Source organism: Streptomyces sp. Pv4-95 (assembly GCF_045782725.1).
Taxonomy (GTDB): domain Bacteria; phylum Actinomycetota; class Actinomycetes; order Streptomycetales; family Streptomycetaceae; genus Streptomyces.
Map to the genome: position 1 here is coordinate 650,588 of NZ_CP127172.1, position 17,772 is coordinate 668,359.

The window sequence follows — 17,772 nt, forward strand, 5'->3', positions numbered from 1 at the left end:
CCGCGTCGCGGATAGGACAGGCCCACCTACGACTCCGCACTCCCCAGGGAAGGGCCATCCCCCGTCGCTGAAGGGGCCAGGACCGCGGCGGCCAAGTGGTCGCGGAACCAACGGTGGCCCGGATCGGTGGAGTTGCGGGGGTGCCAGGCCATTCCGATTTCGAGCGGGGGCAGGTCGAGGGGGACGCGGAAGGTGCGCAGTCCCAGTGCGGAGATCGTCTCGGGAAGCCAGTCAGCCATGGTGAGCGCCACGAGATCAGTGGTCCGGGCGAGCATCATGGCGCTCGTATGGCTGGGTACCACGACCGCGGTCCGGCGCCGTAGCCCGAGTTCCGCGAGCGCGGCGTCAATGGGCCCGAGGCGCTTACCGAGACGGGAGATGCCGATATGGTCCGCCGCCGCGAAACGGCGGGCGTCGATCCGCCCGTCGAAGAGAGGATGGCCGCTGCGCGCGACGGCGACCGGTGTCATCCGGGTGAGCCGTTGGGTGCGGATCTCCGGGTCCAGGTGTCCGAGGACGCCCAGTTCGACGTCGACCCAGCCCTGCCGCAGCGCGGGGCCACCCTCCACCGCCTCCGGGAGGAAGTCCACGTTCACCTGCGGGGCCTCCGCGCGGATCCGGTCGGTCAGGCTCCCGGCGAGCCCCACCAGGAGCAGGTCGGTGGCCTGCACCGTGAAGGTGCGCTGGAGATGGACCGCGTCGAAACCGGCCCCCGGGCGCAGGACGTTGTCGCAGCTTCGCAGCAACGCGCTCACCTCTCCCCGGAGTTCCATGGCTCGCGGGGTGGGGACCATTCCCTGACCGGCGCGGACCAGCAGGGGGTCGCCGACAGCGCGCCGGAGTCGGGCCAGGGTCCGGCTGGCCGCCGCGGGTGAGGTGCCGAGGCGCTCCGCGGCGCGGGTCACGCTGTTCTCCTGGAGCAGGGCGTCCAGGGCCCGCAGCAGGTTGAGATCCATGAACACTCCTGAGCTGCAGTTTTACGCCTGAGTCAACTATTGACTGCCAATCTTTGCATTGTGGCGACATCCTCTCGTGCCCGGAGTGGAGGTGTCCGCGAAGACGCGTGACATCCCTTCGCCTCGTCCGAGGAGATATCCATGCAGCAGTCCCCCCGCACCGGCCGAGACGGCGATGTGCTGGCCGTGGTCAGTCAGAGCGGGCCCACCGTCTCGTTCTTCGACGCCGCCTCCGATCGGCACGTCGGTACGGTGGAAGTCCTCGCCGAGCCACACGAGTTGTGCTTCGACCCGACGCAGCGTCTGCTGTGGTGCACCACGGCGTATCGCTCGGGGTACTACCACGCGAACGGCGGCCGACGCACCGAGCTGACCGTCATCGACCCCGACTCACACCGCGTCGTCGAGGTGATCGACCTCGCCCCGGAACACGGCCCGCACGGACTGGCGTTGGACACGGCGCACCGGCGTCTCTACGTCAGCGTGGAGGGCTCGGCGGACCGGCCCGGCGGCGTCGTGGTGATCGACACCGAGACCCGCCGCCCGCTGGGCAGGATCGACACCCACGCGCCCGGCCCGCACTGGTTCGCCATCGACCCGGCCGGCAGGACGGGTTACGCCACCAACAAGGAGGCGCCGTTCGTATCGGTCGTCGACCTCGAACAGGGAACCCTCACCGCGAAGGTCGAGGTGCCGGGCAGCGAGGGACTCGCCGTATCCGCCGACGGCACGCGCGTCTACGTCGCCGGACCCTACGCCGCCTTCTCCGCCACCGCCGAGGAGGCCCCCGCCACCGGTATCCGGGTCATCGACGCCCGGACGGCATCCGTCGTCGACATCCTGCCCACGGAGAACACCATCCTGCCGGTGCACCTGACGTCGACGGGCAAGCTGCTCGCGGGCGAGCTGCGCATGGAATCCGACCCGGTGTCCCAGCTCGGACGCCATGCGCCTGGCCGCCTCACGGTGTTCTCCGCCGACACCCACAAGCGACTGGGTGAACTGGAGGTGGGGTGCGCCCCGTTGACGATCACCTCCTCGCCCGACGGCCGCATCGCCTACGTGGCCTGCGTCGCCTCCTCCACTGTCAACATCGTCGACCTGGAGACGCTGCAGGAGCTGGCCCGGATCGACATCGCCAAACTCGACGAGCCCGGCGCTCACGGCCTTGCCTACATCCCACGCCCGGCCTGACCAGGACGGGGTACCCGTCCGGTGTCCCGGGGCGACCGGGGCACCGGACGGGTCCCGCCGCGTCTCAGCCCGTGTGGACCTTCAATGCTGTGCGGACGGCGGATTCGAGGGCGCCCTCGATCCACGCGGGCTTGATGGAGGTGTGGTCCCCCGCGAAGTGCAGCGGCCCCTCGGATGTGGGCACGTCGGGAAACAATTCCGTGTGCTGGCCGGGGAAGAGCACGGAGGCTTCACCGTAGGCGTAGTGATCGCGCATCCACGACTGGGTCTTGCACTTGGTCGTGAAGAAGACCTCGCAGCGACGGCCGAAGACAGCCTGCACTCCGGCGAGCGCGCGCAGATAACGCTCCTCGTCGGCGAAGGCATCCCACTTGAGGGCGTCGTCGGACCAGCTGTAGGAGGCGAGCATGACGCCTCCGTCGCTGCCCTCCATGGGCTGCGCGTGCTCGAAGTACATGAAGCGGTTGGCATTGTCGCTCACGGTCCCGCCGCCACGGACATGAGTGGCTTCCGGTTCGCCCCTCATCACGGGCCGGAAGACGGCGAAGCACTTCTTGAATTCGTCGGGGACCGTCACGCCCAGATCCTTGACGGACTTGTGCGCGCCCAGATACTTGCCGTGCTTGACGTGACCCGCCTTGTACTTGTCGTAGAGGTCGTCCTCGATGGAGTTCAGCGCCTCCTTCCACTGCGCCTCCGTGAACTCCCACCAGCGCCGGGAGAATTCCAGCAGCACCTTGGTCGCGGCGTCGTAGTGCAGTTCCGTGACGGCCCGGCGCTTTCCGTAGGTGAGCGGCGGGTCGAAGGCCACATGGCGCAGTCCGGAGAAGGGGACGGTGATGATCGCCTCGTCGCCCTCGAAGACCTCCGTGACTCCGCCGTCGCCGGTCTGGCAGTCCTCGGAAACGGTGTGCACCCGCACCTTTCCGCCGTGCCGTTCGATCCGTACGGCACGCCTGTCGAGCCGCACTTTCCCCTTGACCGGCGCGTACAGCGCGTCGGCGAGCAGCGCGGTGCCGCCCTTGATCTCCCAGAACTTGGTCTTGGGGTCGATCAGCGCGGCGGACAGGAAGCTGTGGGTGAAGGAGAGGTGCAGCCGTGAGGTCAGGTTCTGGATGGTGCCGATGAGGTCGACGGTCCTGGTGTCGAGTCCGGCGGCTTCGGTGAGATACCGGTACATCGACCAGTGGCCGTACTTCTTGAGGATCTCGGCCCATCCGTTGACGAGGGCGGTCCCTTCCTTGCCCCGGATGAGCTGGTGTGCGGGTTCGAGGGCGTTCGCGAGAATGACGGATGCGGTCTTCACGCGGTTGGGGCCCGTGACGCCGAAGCTGTCATTGATCTCTTCGGGGTTCTTGTCGTAGTCGGCCCTGCGCATGCGCACGCCGTTGACGTGGATCCAGGTGCGATTGGCCTGCTTCGACGGATTGTCGACGTCCACATCCACCAGGTAGAACTCCTGGAGCGTGAGGTGGAGCTTCTTGATCAGCGCCATGAGGAGCGGGTGGCTGGCGGGCAGCCGCATGGCCCCGGCCTCGGCGTACTGCGCGGGGTCCGCGAAGGGCTGCTCGGCGCCCTCGTGGCCGCCCTTGCGGAACGTCTTGATCCGGCCGCCGACCCGGTTGCCGTTGGCCTCGATCACGACGACATCATGGCCTGCCCGGTTGAGCAGATCGGCGGCGAGCAGACCGGCGGGCCCGGCCCCGACGATCAGGACCCGTTTCGTCGCCTTCGCCCGGCCGGCGGGCAGACCGCTCTCGACGGCCTTCACGTAGGCCGGGACGAGGGACTTGTCGTTCTCGTCGTAGACGGCGATGGCGCGGGCGACCGTGGTGTACGCCTTCGGATCGGTGCCGGGTGGCGCCGCGGCCGGCACCGTCGAGGGTGCGGTGGCAGGGCTCAACGCGGACGCGGGCGCGACGGAGGCGGCGGTGAGTCCGGCAGCGAGCGCCGAGGCGCCCGTTGCCGTGACGACGGCGCGCCGTGTGGGCTGCCCGCCGTGCGAGGGGGGTAAGGGGTGCGAGGCGGGCGAAGCATCCGCCGCGCGTTCTTCCCCGCTCGATGCGTCCGTGTTCTTCGTGGTCGGAATGCTCACGTCTGGGTTGCTCATGTCGTGTGTACTCATCGCGCAATACACTTGGCGTACCAACGACGGTGAGCCACCGCATTCACGCAGACGGGGACGCTAAACCACTCGAACCGCTACATGACGCGGCTCCCATGACATCTCTCCGTGACCCGCCGGCGGTGCCAACGTCCGGACGGGACTGGGACGTTCGCGCGCCCGGGCCCTCCCTGCCCGGTCGCGGCAGGGAGAGGCGGCCGGCGGCTCAGGCCGTGGTGAGATCGCCGCCCGTGCCGGCGATCTCCTCCGGGCGCAGCAGCGCCGCGAGCCGGTCGGCGGGGAGCAGGCCGTGTTCCAGGACCAGTTCGGCGACGCCGCGTCCGGTGGCGAGGGCCTCCTTGGCGATCGCGGTGGCGGCCGTGTAGCCGATGTGCGGGTTGAGTGCGGTGACCAGGCCGATGGAGTTCTCGACGCTCGCACGGAGAGTTTCGGTGTTGGCGGTGATGCCCACGACACAGCGCTCGGCGAGGGTGCGGCAGGCGGCCCCGAGGTGGGTGATGCTCTCCGAGAGGGAGTGCAGGATGATCGGCTCGAAGGCGTTCAGCTGGAGCTGGCCCGCTTCGGCGGCCATGGTGATGGTGACGTCGTTGCCGATGACTTCGAAGGCGACCTGGTTGACGACCTCGGGGATGACCGGGTTGACCTTGCCGGGCATGATGCTCGAACCGGCCTGCACCGGCGGCAGGTTGATCTCGGCGAGCCCCGCGCGTGGGCCGGAGGAGAGCAGCCGCAGGTCGTTGCAGCTCTTGGACAGCTTGACGGCGATGCGCTTGAGGACACCGGACAGGTGGACGAAGGCCCCGCAGTCCTGGGTGGCCTCGACGAGGTTGGCGGCGGTGACCAGCGGCACGCCGGTGAGCGCGGCAAGGTGTGTGCGCGCCGCTTCGGCGTAGCCCCGGGGGGCGTTGAGGCCGGTGCCGATGGCGGTGGCGCCGAGGTTGATCTCGTGGACGAGGAGGGCTGCCTCCGCCAGCCGGCTCTGGTCCTCCTCCAGCATCACCGCGTAGGTCGAGAACTCCTGGCCGAGGGTCATCGGCACCGCGTCCTGAAGCTGGGTGCGCCCCATCTTGAGGACGTCGCGGAACTCCTCGGCCTTGGCGCCGAAGGCTTCGCGCAGGATGGTCATCGCGTCGAGCAGTTCGCGTACGGCGATGATCGTGGCGAGTTTGACGGCCGTCGGGTAGACGTCGTTCGTCGACTGGCTGAGGTTGACGTGTTCGTTGGGGTGCAGGTGGTGGTAGTCGCCCTTGGTGTGGCCGAGGATCTCCAGCGCGCGGTTGGCGATCACCTCGTTGGCGTTCATGTTCGTCGAGGTTCCGGCGCCGCCCTGGATGACGTCGACGATGAACTGGTCGTGCAGGCGGCCGCCGTCCCGGATCTCCCGGCAGGCGGCCGCGATGGCGTCGGCCCGCTCGGAGTCGAGCAGGGAGAGGTCTTCATTGGCGCGCGCGGCGGCTTCCTTGACGGCGGCGAGCGCGTTGATCAGGTGCGGGTAGGCGGCGATCTGCGTGCCGGTGATGGGGAAATTCTCGACGGCGCGCTGGGTGTGGATGCCCCAGTAGGCGTCGGCGGGGACGTCCCGGTCTCCGAGCAGATCGTGTTCGCGGCGGTGGCCGGCGGCAGTCATGTTGCGGGGGTTCCTTTGCGAGGTGGAGGGGAGGTGTTGGGAGGTCGGGCCGGAGCCGGGCCGGGGAAGGGCCGCGGGGAGGTTGGTGGCGCAAGCCGGTGCGGTGCGTCCCGCGGGGTGAGCGGGTGCCTCGCACCCGGCACATGACGCTGCGTCAGACAGCTTGCCGAGCAAGGGCACCCGCTGCGTGGAGTGTCCCGACCTGTGCCCCGCCGCCCAGGACGGGTGCGGTGGCGAACGGGGCGAGGGCCTCGGGGTCGACGCCGCAGAGCGCCAAGGCGGCCGCCGTCACCGGCATCCGGGCGCGGTCGCCGCCGTCGGCGATCTTCACGCCGACCGCCCGCCCGTCGGGCAGCGCCGCGATCTGCACGCCCTCGAAGCCGTCCTTGGCCAGCAGACCGGGCACTGCCCGCACCAGCCGGGCGACATCACGTCGACTGCCGGAGACCATGTGCGGGTGCTCGCGCATGGCGTGGGCGAGGCGGCCCTCGTCGGTGCCTGGGGCTGCCGTCGCCAGCCGGGCGGCGGCCCGGGTCAGCCCGTGCAGGGAGACGGAGAACAGCGGCGCGCCACAGCCGTCGACCGTGACGTGGGCGATGCCCTGGCCGGTGAGGTCCTCGACCGTCGCGGCCAGTTCCCGCTGCAACGGATGTCCGGGGTCGAGGTAGTCGTCCAGGTCCCACCCCCGGGTGCGCGCCGTCAGCAGCATGGCGGCGTGCTTGCCCGAGCAGTTCTGTGCGAGACGGGTGGGCCCCAGGCCGCGCCGGATCCACTCCTCCCGTACGGCGGGGTCGTAGGGCAGGTCGGGGACGTTGCGCAGCGCGTCCTGGGTCAGTTGGCCGCCGGTCAGGATGCGCCGTGCTGCGGCCAGATGCTGTTCCTCACCGGAGTGGCTGGCCGCGACGAGGGCCAGCTCCGGATCGTCCAGCGACGGCAGTCCCGCGCGCAGCAGGCCGACCGCCTGGAGGGGCTTGAGCGCCGAGCGCGGGTAGAACGCGGCCTCGATGTCGCCCGCCTGGAACTGCACGCTCCCGTCGGCCGCCAACACCACGACCGAACCGTGGTGGATGCCCTCGACGAGACCTGCGCGCACGACATGGGCGAGGGGAACGTGAGCCGGTTCGCGGACGACGGGCGGCTCCCCCGCGGTGCGGTGCGGCCGCAGGGTGGTGGGCTGAGACATAATCAGTTTTCGGTACTTTCCGTGCTGTTGGAGCTGTTGGAGCTGTCAGTGCTGTTGGTGTCTTCGGTGCGCCGCGGGGTGGGTACGGCGGCCGGGTGGCTGCCGCTCTCCCGGGCCGCTGCGGCAGCGTCCTGGAGGGTGCCGACCCGGCCCCGTACCAGGAACCAGCCGGCGACCAGCGCGGCAGCGATCAGGGGGAGGGACATCACGGTGGTGCGGCCGGCGCCGCCGTCGGCCCACATCAGCACCAGGACGCCCGCAAGAAAGACCAGGGTGACGATCTCGGTCCACGGCGAGGCCGGGAGGCGGTAGCCGGGGCGGACGAGCTGCCCGGTCCGGGTCTTCCGCCAGAAGAGCAGGTGGCAGATCATGACCATGGCCCAGGTGCTGAGAATTCCGATCGCCGCGAAATTCAGCACGATCTCGAATGCCTCGCTCGGCACGACGTAGTTCAGGCCCACGCCGAGTACGCAGACGCCCGAGGTGAGCAGAATGCCGCCGTAGGGGACCTGGCTGCGGCTCATCACTCCGGTGAAACGCGGTGCGGATCCCGACATCGCCATCGAGCGCAGAATGCGGCCGGTGGAGTAGAGGCCGGAGTTGAGGCTGGACATGGCGGCGGTGAGGACGACGAGATTCATCACTCCGCCGGCGGCCGGCACCCCGACGTTGGCCAGCACCGTGACGAAGGGGCTCTCGCCGGCCGAATACGCGCTCCAGGGCAGCAGCATCGCCAGCAGGACCACCGAGCCGACGTAGAAGATGCCCACGCGCCACATGATGGAGTTGATCGCCCTCGGCATGATCTTCTCCGGCTCCGCCGTCTCACCTGCGGTGACGCCGACCAGCTCGACCGAGGCGTAGGCGAACACCACGCCCTGAATGACCAGCAGCATCGCCAGCGTCCCGGTCGGGAAGAGGCCGCCGTGGTCGGTGATCATCGAGGGGCCGGGAGTATGGCCGGCCACCGGGTGCTGGGTGACGAGCAGGAAGATGCCGATCAGCATGAAGACGACCAGCGCACCGACCTTGACGATCGCGAACCAGAACTCCAGCTCCCCGAAAATCTTCACGGATATCAAATTCACCGTCAGCACGACCGCGAGGGCTATCAGCGCGATCACCCACTGCGGGACATCGGAGAACATCCCCCAGTAGTGGGTATAGGTCGCCACTGCCGTGATGTCGGCGATTCCGGTGGTCGCCCAGTTCAGGAAGTACATCCAGCCCGCGACGAACGCGCCCTTCTCGCCGAGGAATTCCCGCGCGTAGGAGACGAACGCTCCCGAGGACGGCCGGTGCAGTACCAGCTCCCCCAGAGCACGCACCACGAGAAAGGCGAACAGCCCGCACAGCGCGTACGCCACGGCCAGCGAGGGTCCCGCGTCGGCGAGCCTGCCTCCCGCGCCGAGGAAGAGGCCGGTTCCGATGGCCCCGCCGATGGCGATCATGTTGACGTGCCGGGACTTGAGGGACTTCTGGTATCCGGCGTCGCCGGCGTCCACGTGCCTGCCCGGCTGCTGCGCGGGGCCGCTTCCTTCGTGTTCCTGGGGTGTTCCTTGTTGCCGGTGCCGTTCCGCCTGCTGGAGGGACTGCTCGCTCACGCGTGATCCTCGTCTTCGGTGGAGGGGTCCGTACGGTGTTGTTGCGGCCGCACGATGGTGGTCAGCGTCGTTTCGACGCGTGCGAGGTGGTGCTCCATGGCTGCCACCGCGTCGTGTTCGGAGCGGTCGACCAGTGCTTCGACGATCGCCCGGTGTTCCCGGTTGGACTGCTCGCGGCGTCCGCCGAGCTCGTTGAGGAAGGCCGACTGGCGCGCCAGCGCATCGCGGATCTCTTCGATGACCCGGCGGAAGACCGGATTGCGGGCCGCCTGGGCGATGGCGAGGTGGAAGAGGCTGTCCATCGCCACCCACGCGGTGGTGTCGGTCTCCTGCTCCATCCGCTCCAGCAGATGGAGCAGGTGATCGAGATCCTCCGCCGTACGGCGCAGCGCCGCGTAACCGGCCACCGGAATCTCCACGTGGCGGCGCACCTCCAGGAGGTCGCTCGCCACGTAGTCGCCGAAGGTCGGATCGGCCACGGCGCCGTCGGAGATGACGAAGGTGCCCTTGCCGGTGCGCGAGACCGTGAGCCCCATGGTCTGGAGCGCGCGCAGCGCCTCCCGGAGGACGGGCCGGCTCACCTCCAGCCGCCGGCAGAGCTCGGCCTCGGAGGGGAGCTTGTCCCCGACCGCGTACTCGCCCCGTTCGATGGCGCCGCGCAAATGGTTCAGAACCGCTTCCATCGCGCTGATCCGCCGGGGCACATCGCCAGCTGTCTGGCTGTCTGACAGGTTCACCCCGGGATCGTCGAATCCGACCGGGGGCCATGTCAAGGGTTAAGGCCGGATGAAATCTCCTGGTGGCGACCGTCCGGGCCATCCGACCGCCGTTAACCGCGCATGTCGCCGACCTCGACGGACGTCCTCGCACCCCGCTGCGTCGGCCGCCCGCACGCAGCGTCCGGGACGACCTCAGGGCCGCCGTCCACCCCGCCGGGCCCGGCTGAGCAGGGCCGAAGCGTCTCCGCGGCCCCCCTGGAAGCGGCCGCAGCTCCGGCGAGCACGAGCACCGCGATACGGCTCAGCCCTGCCGCGGCCTCCTGTCCCCGTAGGCGAGGCCCGAGACCTGGATCTTCTCCAGGGCCATCCGCACCCGCGCCGGGGCGGTGATCGAATGCGGCGCGAGGCTCGGCAGCGTCCGGGGCGGCGGCTCCTCGGAACAGCTCGGCGCCGGCGAACTCCGACAGGGCCGTGCCCACGTCGGTGCAGGTCAGCCACAGGATGCCGTCGATGCGGGAGGGAGGGCAGGTTCGGGGCCGCGTGTCCGTGGATGGGTTCGCGGTAGACCGCCTCGGTGCCCTCGCGGGCCCCGAACAGGTCGCAGCGCGCTGGTGGGCCTCCGCCCCGGCTCGCCGCTTTCACCCAGCCCGCCCGGCGTGGACCGCGGCCCCGCCACATCGCCGACCGCACTCGATTCGTCCGGCCTCACGCCAACCAGCCCCATGCGGGCGGACGACCCTGGTGCCCAGAAGCAAGCCCAGCAGCCTCCTGGCCGGGTAGCCGGCGCTCGTCCTACCCGGCATGACCGGGTCAAGCCGCGCCATCGGCTCCGGAGAGGGCATCGGCCCCGACGTCACGCCACGAGCCGGCCGTCCTCACCTCCACCGTGCCCCGCGGCCGTGGCTAGGCAGCGCAGAACTCGTTGCCTTCCGGGTCGCGCATGACCCACCAGTGCCCGGCCGGTCCCTGGTTCACCTCGCCGACGCAGGTCGCGCCCAGTTCCTCCAGCCGTGCCACCAGCTCGTCGAGGCCGCCGGGCTCACCGTGGATGTCGATGTGCAGGCGGTTCTTGCCGGCCTTGCCTTCGGGTACGTCCTGGAAGAGCAGCCGTCGCCCGCGGCCGATGCCGCTGGTCTCGTCGAAGGGGTCCTCGGGGTGGCGGATCGCGGCGTAGCCGCGGAAGATCTTGTGGCCGCGGTGCTCGGTGACCGCTTCCTCCCCGACGTGACCGGCTGCCAGCAGCTGCTCGATGAGCGCGGTGGGGTTCTCCACTTCATAGCCCAGTGCCGCGGCCCAGAAGTCCGCGAGCACGGGCGCGTTCCCGCTGTCGATAACCAGTTTCCAGTTGAGTGTCATGTAGTGGGTTGTATGGGTTGCTCGGACTCCGTCGCAACCTGACGCACGCTGCACTCCCCCACCGGGCCGTTCGCGCACCGCATGCGCACCGGGCGTGGCGGAGGATGTCACCTGATCGGCGCCTCCCGCACCCCCGGGGCAGGTGAGGCAGGGCGGCGGGCGGTGCAGAGCAAGGGCGCCCAGCCGGCGGTGTCCGTGAAGTCGTCGCCGCCGCGTGGCAGTACGTCCAGGACCACGCGGTCGGGTCGCAGCAGGGCCGCGTCGGCACGGCCGTCGCGGAGCCACGCCGCGAGGGTTCCGTCGTCGCCGGTGCGCCGTACGTGGACGATCCGCGCGCCGAGCGCCTCGCCGAGCGCGCGCAGGGAGGGGGTGAGCGGCACCGCGGTCAGGATGGCGAAGGAGTCGCCGAGGACATCGTCCAGGCGCGCCCGGGCGCCGTTGGCGGTCACCCAGGGCTGTGGGCAGAGAGTGCCGGCGAGTCGGCTACGGCGTACGAGCGGGCCCGGGGGCAAGGGCCGGCTGAAGCCGCGGTCCGCCGCACCCGCCACGCCTGCCACCCCGGCGATGCGGCAGACCGCACCCACGGCCGCCCGGCGCAGCGCCGCCAGACGGTCCTGGCCGCCGGTCATGGCCCATCCGGTCGCGACGGCAAGGCGGATCATGTGGCGGGCGTGGGGCTTGCGTTCGCATTCATACGTCCCCAACAGCCGCTCATCAGCGCCCTGTTGCAGGACGTAGGCCAGCTTCCAGGTCAGGTTGTGGGCGTCGCGCAGGCCCGCACACAGCCCCTGCCCCACGAACGGCGGGGTGAGGTGGGCGGCGTCACCGAGCAGGAAGACGCGGCCCTGGCGCCAGCGGTCGGCGATACGGGCCCGGAAGGTGTAAGGAGCCTGCCGGACCACATGGAAGTCGTCGCCGGCGGAGACGTCCACCCAGGGGGCTACCAGCTCGCGCAGTCGCTCGAAGTCGAGCTCTTCCTCCTCCCGCAGCCGGAACTCCCAGCGGTATCGGTCCTCTCCGACGCGCATGAAGGTCGCCGGCCGGTGCGGGTCGCAGACCTGGTCAACGCCCTCCCAGGAGCGGACGTCGGCTCGGGTGCGGACATCGACGACGGTCCAGCGTTCCTCGAAGCGCAGGTCTTCCCAGACCGCGCCGATCGCCCCGCGGACAAGGCTGTTGGCGCCGTCGCAGCCCAGGACGGCATCCGCCCACAGGTGGTCCTCGCCACCGCCCCCTCGGAACGTCACGCGGACCGGGCCTCCGGTGGTCGAGGCGATGCCGGTGACTTCCACCCCGCTGCGCAGCTCGCACTCCGGGCGCCGGTCCAGGGCGTCGCGCAGCAGCCGCTCCAGTTCGGGCTGGTCGAACATGCTGGTCTGGGGGAATCCGTGGTGGCCGTGCGGAGACCGCGGGAACTCGGCGATCGCCCGGTGCCGGCCGTCGAGCAGGCGCAGTCCCTTGGCGGGGCGGGCGAGGCGGGCGAACTCCTCGTGGATTCCGGCGGCCTGGAGAATGCGACGGACCTCGTCATCCATGGCAACGGCACGCGGGAGGGGGTAGAGGTCCCGGTGGCGTTCGAGGACCACGCAGGCGACTCCGCGCCTGGCGAGCAGAAGTGCCGCGGCCGCCCCCACCGGACCGGCTCCGACGATCACGACGGGTACGTGCTGCGCCGATCCGGACGGCGTCTGCCCTGGTCCGGCCTGTTCGGCGGTCACGTGGCCGACCTCGATGACCGGTTCGCGTCGGCCACGGGGGTGCGCTGTTCGCCGAGGTCGATCCGCCCGTCCGGCGTGGCGATCGTGGCGGTGATCAGGTCGCCCTCGTCCAGGTAGCGCGGGTTCTTGGCCTGGCTCTTGAAGAACGACTTCCACTTCACCGCGGCCGGCAGCAGCGCGCCGATCTTCTCCACCGGTTTGGGCGGCGCCTTCAGGGCCGTGCCGCCGGGGGTGCCGGTCAGCAGCAGGTCGCCGGGGTCGAGGGCCTGGAACCGCGCGAGCAGGGTCAGTGCCTGTGCGGGACGGACGATCATGTCGGTGAGGGTGCGGTCCTGCCGCAGCTCGCCGTTGACCGACAACTTCAGCCGCAGGTCGAGGAGATGGTCGAAGTCCGCCGGCTCCAGCAGCGTCAGATACGGGCCGGTGGGTGTGAAGGTCGGGTACGACTTGCTCTCGTAGAACTGGGTCTTGGTCAGCTGTACGTCACGGGCGCTGACGTCGTTGGTGACCACGAGCCCGGCGACGTAGGCCGGCAGGTCCCGCTCCGCCACCGCGGTGCCCACCGGCAGGGGCGCCCCGATGACCAGGCCGAGTTCGATCTCGTAGTCGAGGAGTTTCACATGGGAGGGACGGACGATGGTGTCGGTCGGCCCGCTCACCGACCCGGACGCCTTGCGGAAGAAGGCGGGCGGTATCTCGCCGGTGAATCCCGAATCCCGTGCGTGGCTGCGGTAGTTGACCATCTGGGCGACGACGCGGCAGGGGGTGGTGACCGGGGAGAGCGCCGCCAGGCCGGCGACGGGTGTGCCCGCTTCGCCGGAGGCCGCGGCCTTCGCCACCGCGGCACGGTCGGCGAGCAGATCGGCTGTGGTGGTGGCCGCGGTGTCGACGGGGACGGCTCGGTCCCCGAGGACGACCCACCATCCGTCGGCGGTGCGCAGGACGTCGGTGCTCATGAGGTCATCGCTTTCATCAGGCCCAGCAGGCGTGCGGGGTCGAGTTCGTTGTCGCCGCGCAAGGCCGTGAGGACCTCGCGCAGCTTGGCGGGGGACGGACCGGCGCCGAGGAAGTCACGGGTCACCGGCGGGCCCCATTGCGCGAGACCGCTCGCGGACATGGGTGCCCAGCCGGGTTCGACGTCCCGGGAGAACAGATCGCCGTCGGCGAAGTGCTCCAGCATGAAGCGGTCCGGGTCGCGCCAGTAGTCGAAGAGCTGGCTGCCCTGGATGTGGCGGCCGATGCCCCAGCTGCGCCGGTAGCCGCGTTCGCCCAGATACTCGCCGCCGGCCGCGATCGCGTCCAGGTCGGTGACCTGGTAAGCGGAGTGCACGTATCCGGTGCCGGGCCCCAGGTGCATCGCGAGGGTGTGGTGGTCCACGGCCCGGCTGCCCTCGTCGCAGCGGATGAAGGCCATGGTCGGACCACGGTCGCGCCGCCCGTCCAGGAAGAGGAAGTCGGACACGATCATGCCGAGGGTGTCCAGGTACCAGTCGAGGGCGCGGCCGAACATCCGTGTCTCCAGCACGACATGGCCCAGGCGCTGGATCCGGGAGGGCTCGCGCGGCGGGCGCTGCGGGGCGTTCGTACGGCGCAGGTCCGTGCCGAAGTTCAGGATCCTTGGCTGCTGTTCGGGCAGCGCGGGCAGCGGCGCGGCACAGTGCACGACGCGGACGGGGAAGCCCGAGGGGTCGAGCAGCAGGACCTCCTTGCCGCCGCCGGGGACGTCGGAGTCCCGTACGGCCGTGCCGGTGGCGCGGGCCAGCCGGTCCAGGTCGGTGCGCTCGGCCGCGCGGAAGGCCGGGCCGGCGAACCGGGAGGTGCGCCCCTGCCGGATGACCATGCAGGGCGAGCCCGCGAAGGTGCCGCGCAGCCACAGTTCGCGTGCACCGCGGGCCGCGACCGCGAAGCCGAAGTCACGGGCGAAGACCTCGGCGCGGTCCAGGTCGGGCTTCTCGAACTCCAGCCAGGCCAGGTCCGCCACCTTGATGACGGGGTTCCGGGTCCGGCCCGGGTGCTCACCGCGCAGGGCGCCCCGTTCGCTGTGCAGATCCTGGTGGGGCGTGGCGACGGCGGGCCCGTCGGTGTGGGTTTCGGACATCGTGCCCTCCGAGCGACAGTGTCGTGATGATGAAATCATCAAGTTTGACGGATCGCTCGTCAAGGGCTGAGTCGAGAGAAATGATGGATTCATCAGAACTGCGGTTGGCATCGATACCGCGGCTAGACTTCGCGTATGCCTACGTCAGCCCCGCCCGCGAACCGATTCGAGCGCCGCCGCGCCGAGACCCGCCAGGCGCTCGTCCGCGCCGCCCGGCAGATCCTCGCCGAGACCGGGGACACCAGCGCGAGCATCCAGGCGATCGCCGAGCGCGCGGACGTGGGTTTCGGGTCCTTCTACAACCACTTCGAGTCGAAGACGGACCTGTTCGACGCGGCGGTGGTGGACGCGCTGGAGGAGTTCGGCCAGACCTTCGACGAGCGGCTGCGCGGGATCGACGACCCCGCGGAACTCGTGACGGCGGGCTTCCGGCTCAGCGCCCGGATGGCCGACTCCCACCCGGAACTCATGCAGGTGCTCCGCCACCGGGGGCTCGGCCACCTCCACGCCGACCGCGGCCTCGCCCCCCGGGCGCTGCGGGACCTGGAAGTCGGTGTCGCCTCCGGCCGCTTCTCCCCCGTCGACACGACCGTGGCCCTGTCGGCGCTGGGCGGGACCCTGCTCTCCCTCGTGGAGCTGAGGTTCGCCCGCCCCGACCTGGACGGCGACGAGGCGGCGGCGAACCTGGCCGAGATGGTCGTGCGCATGCTGGGCGTTCCGCCGGACGAGGCCCGCGAGGTCGCCCGGCGTCCGCTGCCCGACCTCGGCTGACGCGGGAAGCTACACGGCGTCGGCGCGATCGGCCTCGCGGACCTCCGCCGGCTCCTCCACCCGGCGCCTGGCGACGGCCCGGCGGCCCGGCAGGACCACCAGGACGATCACCGTGCCGGCGGCCATGATGATTCCGCCGACCAGGCTCGTTCGGGCGACGCCCTGGGCGAACGACTCGTGGACGGCGTCGATCAGGACCTGGGACTGCTGCGCGCCGCCGGCAGGATCCTTCGCGATCCGCTCGGCGACCGCGAGACCACCGCCCACCGAGTCCTCGGCCGCCCGCATGGCCGCGGCCGGCAGCCGGTTGCCCACCAGATCGGTCAGCTCGTCCCGGTAGGCCGTGCCCAGCAGCGAGCCCAGCACCGCGATCCCCAACGACCCGCCCAGCTCCAGCGCGGTGTCGTTGGCACCGCCGCCGACGCCCAGCTCGGACTCCGGGAAGGAACCCATGATGGTGTCGGTGGCAGGAGAAACGCTCAGGCCGATCGCGAACCCGAGCAGCAGCATCGGCGTCAGGAAGTCGGCGTACGACGAGCCCTTGTCGACCATCGTCAGCAGGAAGACGCCCGCGGTCCCGATCACCATGCCGGTCACCACCATCGCCTTCATGCCCAGCTTCGGGGTCAGCTGCCCGGTCACCGCGGCGCCGAGGAAGACGGCCCCGGCAAGCGGCAGCAGGCGGGCACCGGTCTCCAGCGCGTCGTAGCCGAGGACGAACTGCAGGAACTGCGTGGAGTAGTAGATCGCGCCGAACGTGCCGAAGAAGAAGAACAGCACCGCCATCATCGAACCGCTGAAGGGACGGATCCGGAACTTGCGCACGTCGAGCATGGGGTGCGGGTGGCGCAACTCCCAGGCCACGAAGGCCAGTAGACCCACTCCCGCGACGACGGCGGCAGTGACCGGACCGGCACCCCAGCCGAAGTGCGGGCCCTCGATGGTCGCGTAGACAAGGGAGCCGACCGAGACGATGGAGAGCAGCCCGCCCACGTAGTCGATCCGCCCCATCCCGTGCGCCTTCGACGGCGGAACCAGGAACAGTGCGCCGACGACGGCGACGAGGGCGATGGGGACGTTGATCAGGAAGGTCGAACCCCAGGCGTGGTCCGCCAGCAGCCGGCCCGCCACGAGCGGACCGACGGCGATCGCGAGACCGGAGGTCGCGGTCCATGCGGTGATGGCCTTGGCCCGCTCGCGCTTGGGGAAGATCGCGACCAGCAGGGAGAGCGTGGCCGGCATGACGACGGCGGCGCCGATCCCCATGACCGCGCGAGCCCCGATGACCAGCTCGGTCCCGTCGACCAGGCTGCCCATCACCGAACCGCCCGCGAAGATCAGCAGACCCACGAGGAGGGCGCCGCGGCGGCTGTACTTGTCGCCGATCGACCCCAGCACCAGCATCAGCGCGGCATACGGGACGGTGTAGCCGTCGATGACCCACTGCAGATCGCTGCTGGACAGACCGAGATCCCTCGTCATGGCCGGCGCCGCCACGATCAGCGAGGTGTTCGCCATGACGACGATCAGCAGGCTCAGGCACAGCACGAGCAGGGCGTACCAGCGCCGCGGATACGGCCCGGGCATCTTCTCGACGGGTGTGTTGGCGAGGAACGGCATCGGGGGCTCCTAGGGGTACGAGTTAATTGCCCGTCGATGTGCAGACTAGTTTGTTGCACACTCGTGTGCAAATATCGCGAGTGGACCGCCCCACCACTGCCCGAGGTGCCGACGTGACCAGCCGACCAGCCCCGCACGCCTCCCGGAGCCGCGGGGCGCGCACCACCCGCACCCGCATCCTGGAAGCGGCCCGGCGGGAGCTGGGCCGGAACCCGGACAGCGGCCTGGGCGCCATCGCCGAGGCCGCCGGCGTGGCCCGTCGCACCGTGTACGCGCACTTCGCCGGCCGGGCCGCACTCGTCGAGGGACTCGCCACGGACGCCGCGGAAGCGATACGCCTCGCGGTGACGGTCACCCGCGCCCCGGCAGCGGACCCGGCGAGCGCCCTGGCCTGCTTCGTCCTCGCCTTGTGGCCGGTCGGCGACCGCTACCGCACGCTCATCAGGCTCGTCTGCCAGGACATGCGGGAAGATCGGGTGGGTGAGGCCCTGGCACCCGCCCGCGCCACGGTCACCCGGATTCTGGCCTCGGGCCAGCGCCAGGGCGTCTTTCACACCGCCATTGCGCCGGGCCCCCTCGGCAGGGCCCTCGAAGCGCACCTGCTGGCCCTCCTGGACAGCGTCAACGCCGGCACCTGGGCCGGCGACGGCTCAGCCGCCGCCACCGCCGCACTGATCGCCATGGGCGTCGACAGCGGCGTCGCGACCGAAACGGTCCAACGACTGCGCGGCACCGGGCCGACGTCACCACCACAGGGACAGACGTCACCGCATCCGGAAACGGAGCAGGCGTAATTAGTTG

At 70.5% G+C, this 17,772-nt stretch carries 14 protein-coding genes; 3 read left to right on the forward strand and 11 right to left on the reverse strand.

Translation table 11 applies throughout. The features are described from left to right. Positions 1-26: 26 nt before the first annotated feature. Positions 27-956: a LysR family transcriptional regulator gene (locus QOM21_RS03080; protein WP_407547956.1), complete on the reverse strand. Its 930-nt coding sequence runs from the start codon at positions 954-956 to the stop codon at positions 27-29. Positions 957-1,097: 141 nt separating this feature from the next. Between QOM21_RS03080 and QOM21_RS03085 the strand changes: the two genes are divergently transcribed. Continuing rightward, entirely contained in the window at positions 1,098-2,150 is a 1,053-nt protein-coding gene (locus QOM21_RS03085; protein WP_407547957.1) for a YncE family protein, read from the forward strand. Between the two features lie 64 nt (positions 2,151-2,214). On the opposite strand, the gene QOM21_RS03090 is transcribed toward QOM21_RS03085, so the two are convergent. The 9 genes from QOM21_RS03090 to QOM21_RS03130 all read right to left on the reverse strand — a co-directional run bounded on the left by QOM21_RS03090 (position 2,215) and on the right by QOM21_RS03130 (position 14,580). Further along, entirely contained in the window at positions 2,215-4,260 is a 2,046-nt protein-coding gene (locus QOM21_RS03090; RefSeq protein WP_407547958.1) for an FAD-dependent oxidoreductase, read from the reverse strand. Positions 4,261-4,480: 220 nt separating this feature from the next. Beyond that, positions 4,481-5,902 (reverse strand): aspartate ammonia-lyase, encoded by a 1,422-nt coding sequence (gene aspA / locus QOM21_RS03095; protein ID WP_407547959.1) that lies wholly within the window; start codon positions 5,900-5,902, stop codon positions 4,481-4,483. A 154-nt stretch (positions 5,903-6,056) separates the two neighbouring features. After that, positions 6,057-7,085 carry an asparaginase gene (locus QOM21_RS03100; RefSeq protein WP_407547960.1) on the reverse strand — a complete coding sequence of 343 codons (1,029 nt, stop codon included), beginning with the start codon at positions 7,083-7,085 and terminating at the stop codon, positions 6,057-6,059. A 2-nt stretch (positions 7,086-7,087) separates the two neighbouring features. Further along, the gene (locus QOM21_RS03105; protein ID WP_407547961.1) at positions 7,088-8,689 is read right to left on the reverse strand and encodes an amino acid permease; all 1,602 of its coding nucleotides are present in this window, start codon (positions 8,687-8,689) and stop codon (positions 7,088-7,090) included. Then, on the reverse strand, positions 8,686-9,426 hold the full coding sequence (locus QOM21_RS03110) for a FadR/GntR family transcriptional regulator (RefSeq protein WP_407547962.1): 741 nt from the start codon (positions 9,424-9,426) through the stop codon (positions 8,686-8,688). The genes QOM21_RS03105 and QOM21_RS03110 overlap by 4 nt, the downstream gene beginning before the upstream one ends. 885 nt (positions 9,427-10,311) lie before the next feature. Continuing rightward, positions 10,312-10,764, reverse strand: a complete 453-nt coding sequence (locus tag QOM21_RS03115) for a VOC family protein (protein WP_407547963.1) — start codon at positions 10,762-10,764, stop codon at positions 10,312-10,314. A gap of 107 nt (positions 10,765-10,871) precedes the next feature. Next, positions 10,872-12,482: a bifunctional 3-(3-hydroxy-phenyl)propionate/3-hydroxycinnamic acid hydroxylase gene (locus QOM21_RS03120; RefSeq protein WP_407547964.1), complete on the reverse strand. Its 1,611-nt coding sequence runs from the start codon at positions 12,480-12,482 to the stop codon at positions 10,872-10,874. Next, entirely contained in the window at positions 12,479-13,438 is a 960-nt protein-coding gene (locus tag QOM21_RS03125) for a fumarylacetoacetate hydrolase family protein (protein WP_407547965.1), read from the reverse strand. The genes QOM21_RS03120 and QOM21_RS03125 overlap by 4 nt, the downstream gene beginning before the upstream one ends. Continuing rightward, positions 13,435-14,580, reverse strand: coding sequence for a VOC family protein (locus QOM21_RS03130; RefSeq protein WP_407547966.1), 1,146 nt, complete (start codon positions 14,578-14,580; stop codon positions 13,435-13,437). The genes QOM21_RS03125 and QOM21_RS03130 overlap by 4 nt, the downstream gene beginning before the upstream one ends. 135 nt (positions 14,581-14,715) lie before the next feature. Between QOM21_RS03130 and QOM21_RS03135 the strand changes: the two genes are divergently transcribed. Continuing rightward, positions 14,716-15,351, forward strand: a complete 636-nt coding sequence (locus QOM21_RS03135; RefSeq protein ID WP_407547967.1) for a TetR/AcrR family transcriptional regulator — start codon at positions 14,716-14,718, stop codon at positions 15,349-15,351. Positions 15,352-15,360: 9 nt separating this feature from the next. Here the strand turns inward: QOM21_RS03135 and QOM21_RS03140 are convergent, their stop codons facing one another. Beyond that, a complete protein-coding gene (locus QOM21_RS03140; protein ID WP_407547968.1) occupies positions 15,361-16,971 on the reverse strand; it encodes an MFS transporter in 1,611 nt (536 codons plus the stop codon). A gap of 113 nt (positions 16,972-17,084) precedes the next feature. Here QOM21_RS03140 and QOM21_RS03145 point away from each other — a divergent pair, with 113 nt between their 5' ends. Then, positions 17,085-17,765: a TetR/AcrR family transcriptional regulator gene (locus tag QOM21_RS03145; protein ID WP_407547969.1), complete on the forward strand. Its 681-nt coding sequence runs from the start codon at positions 17,085-17,087 to the stop codon at positions 17,763-17,765. Positions 17,766-17,772: the final 7 nt, after the last annotated feature.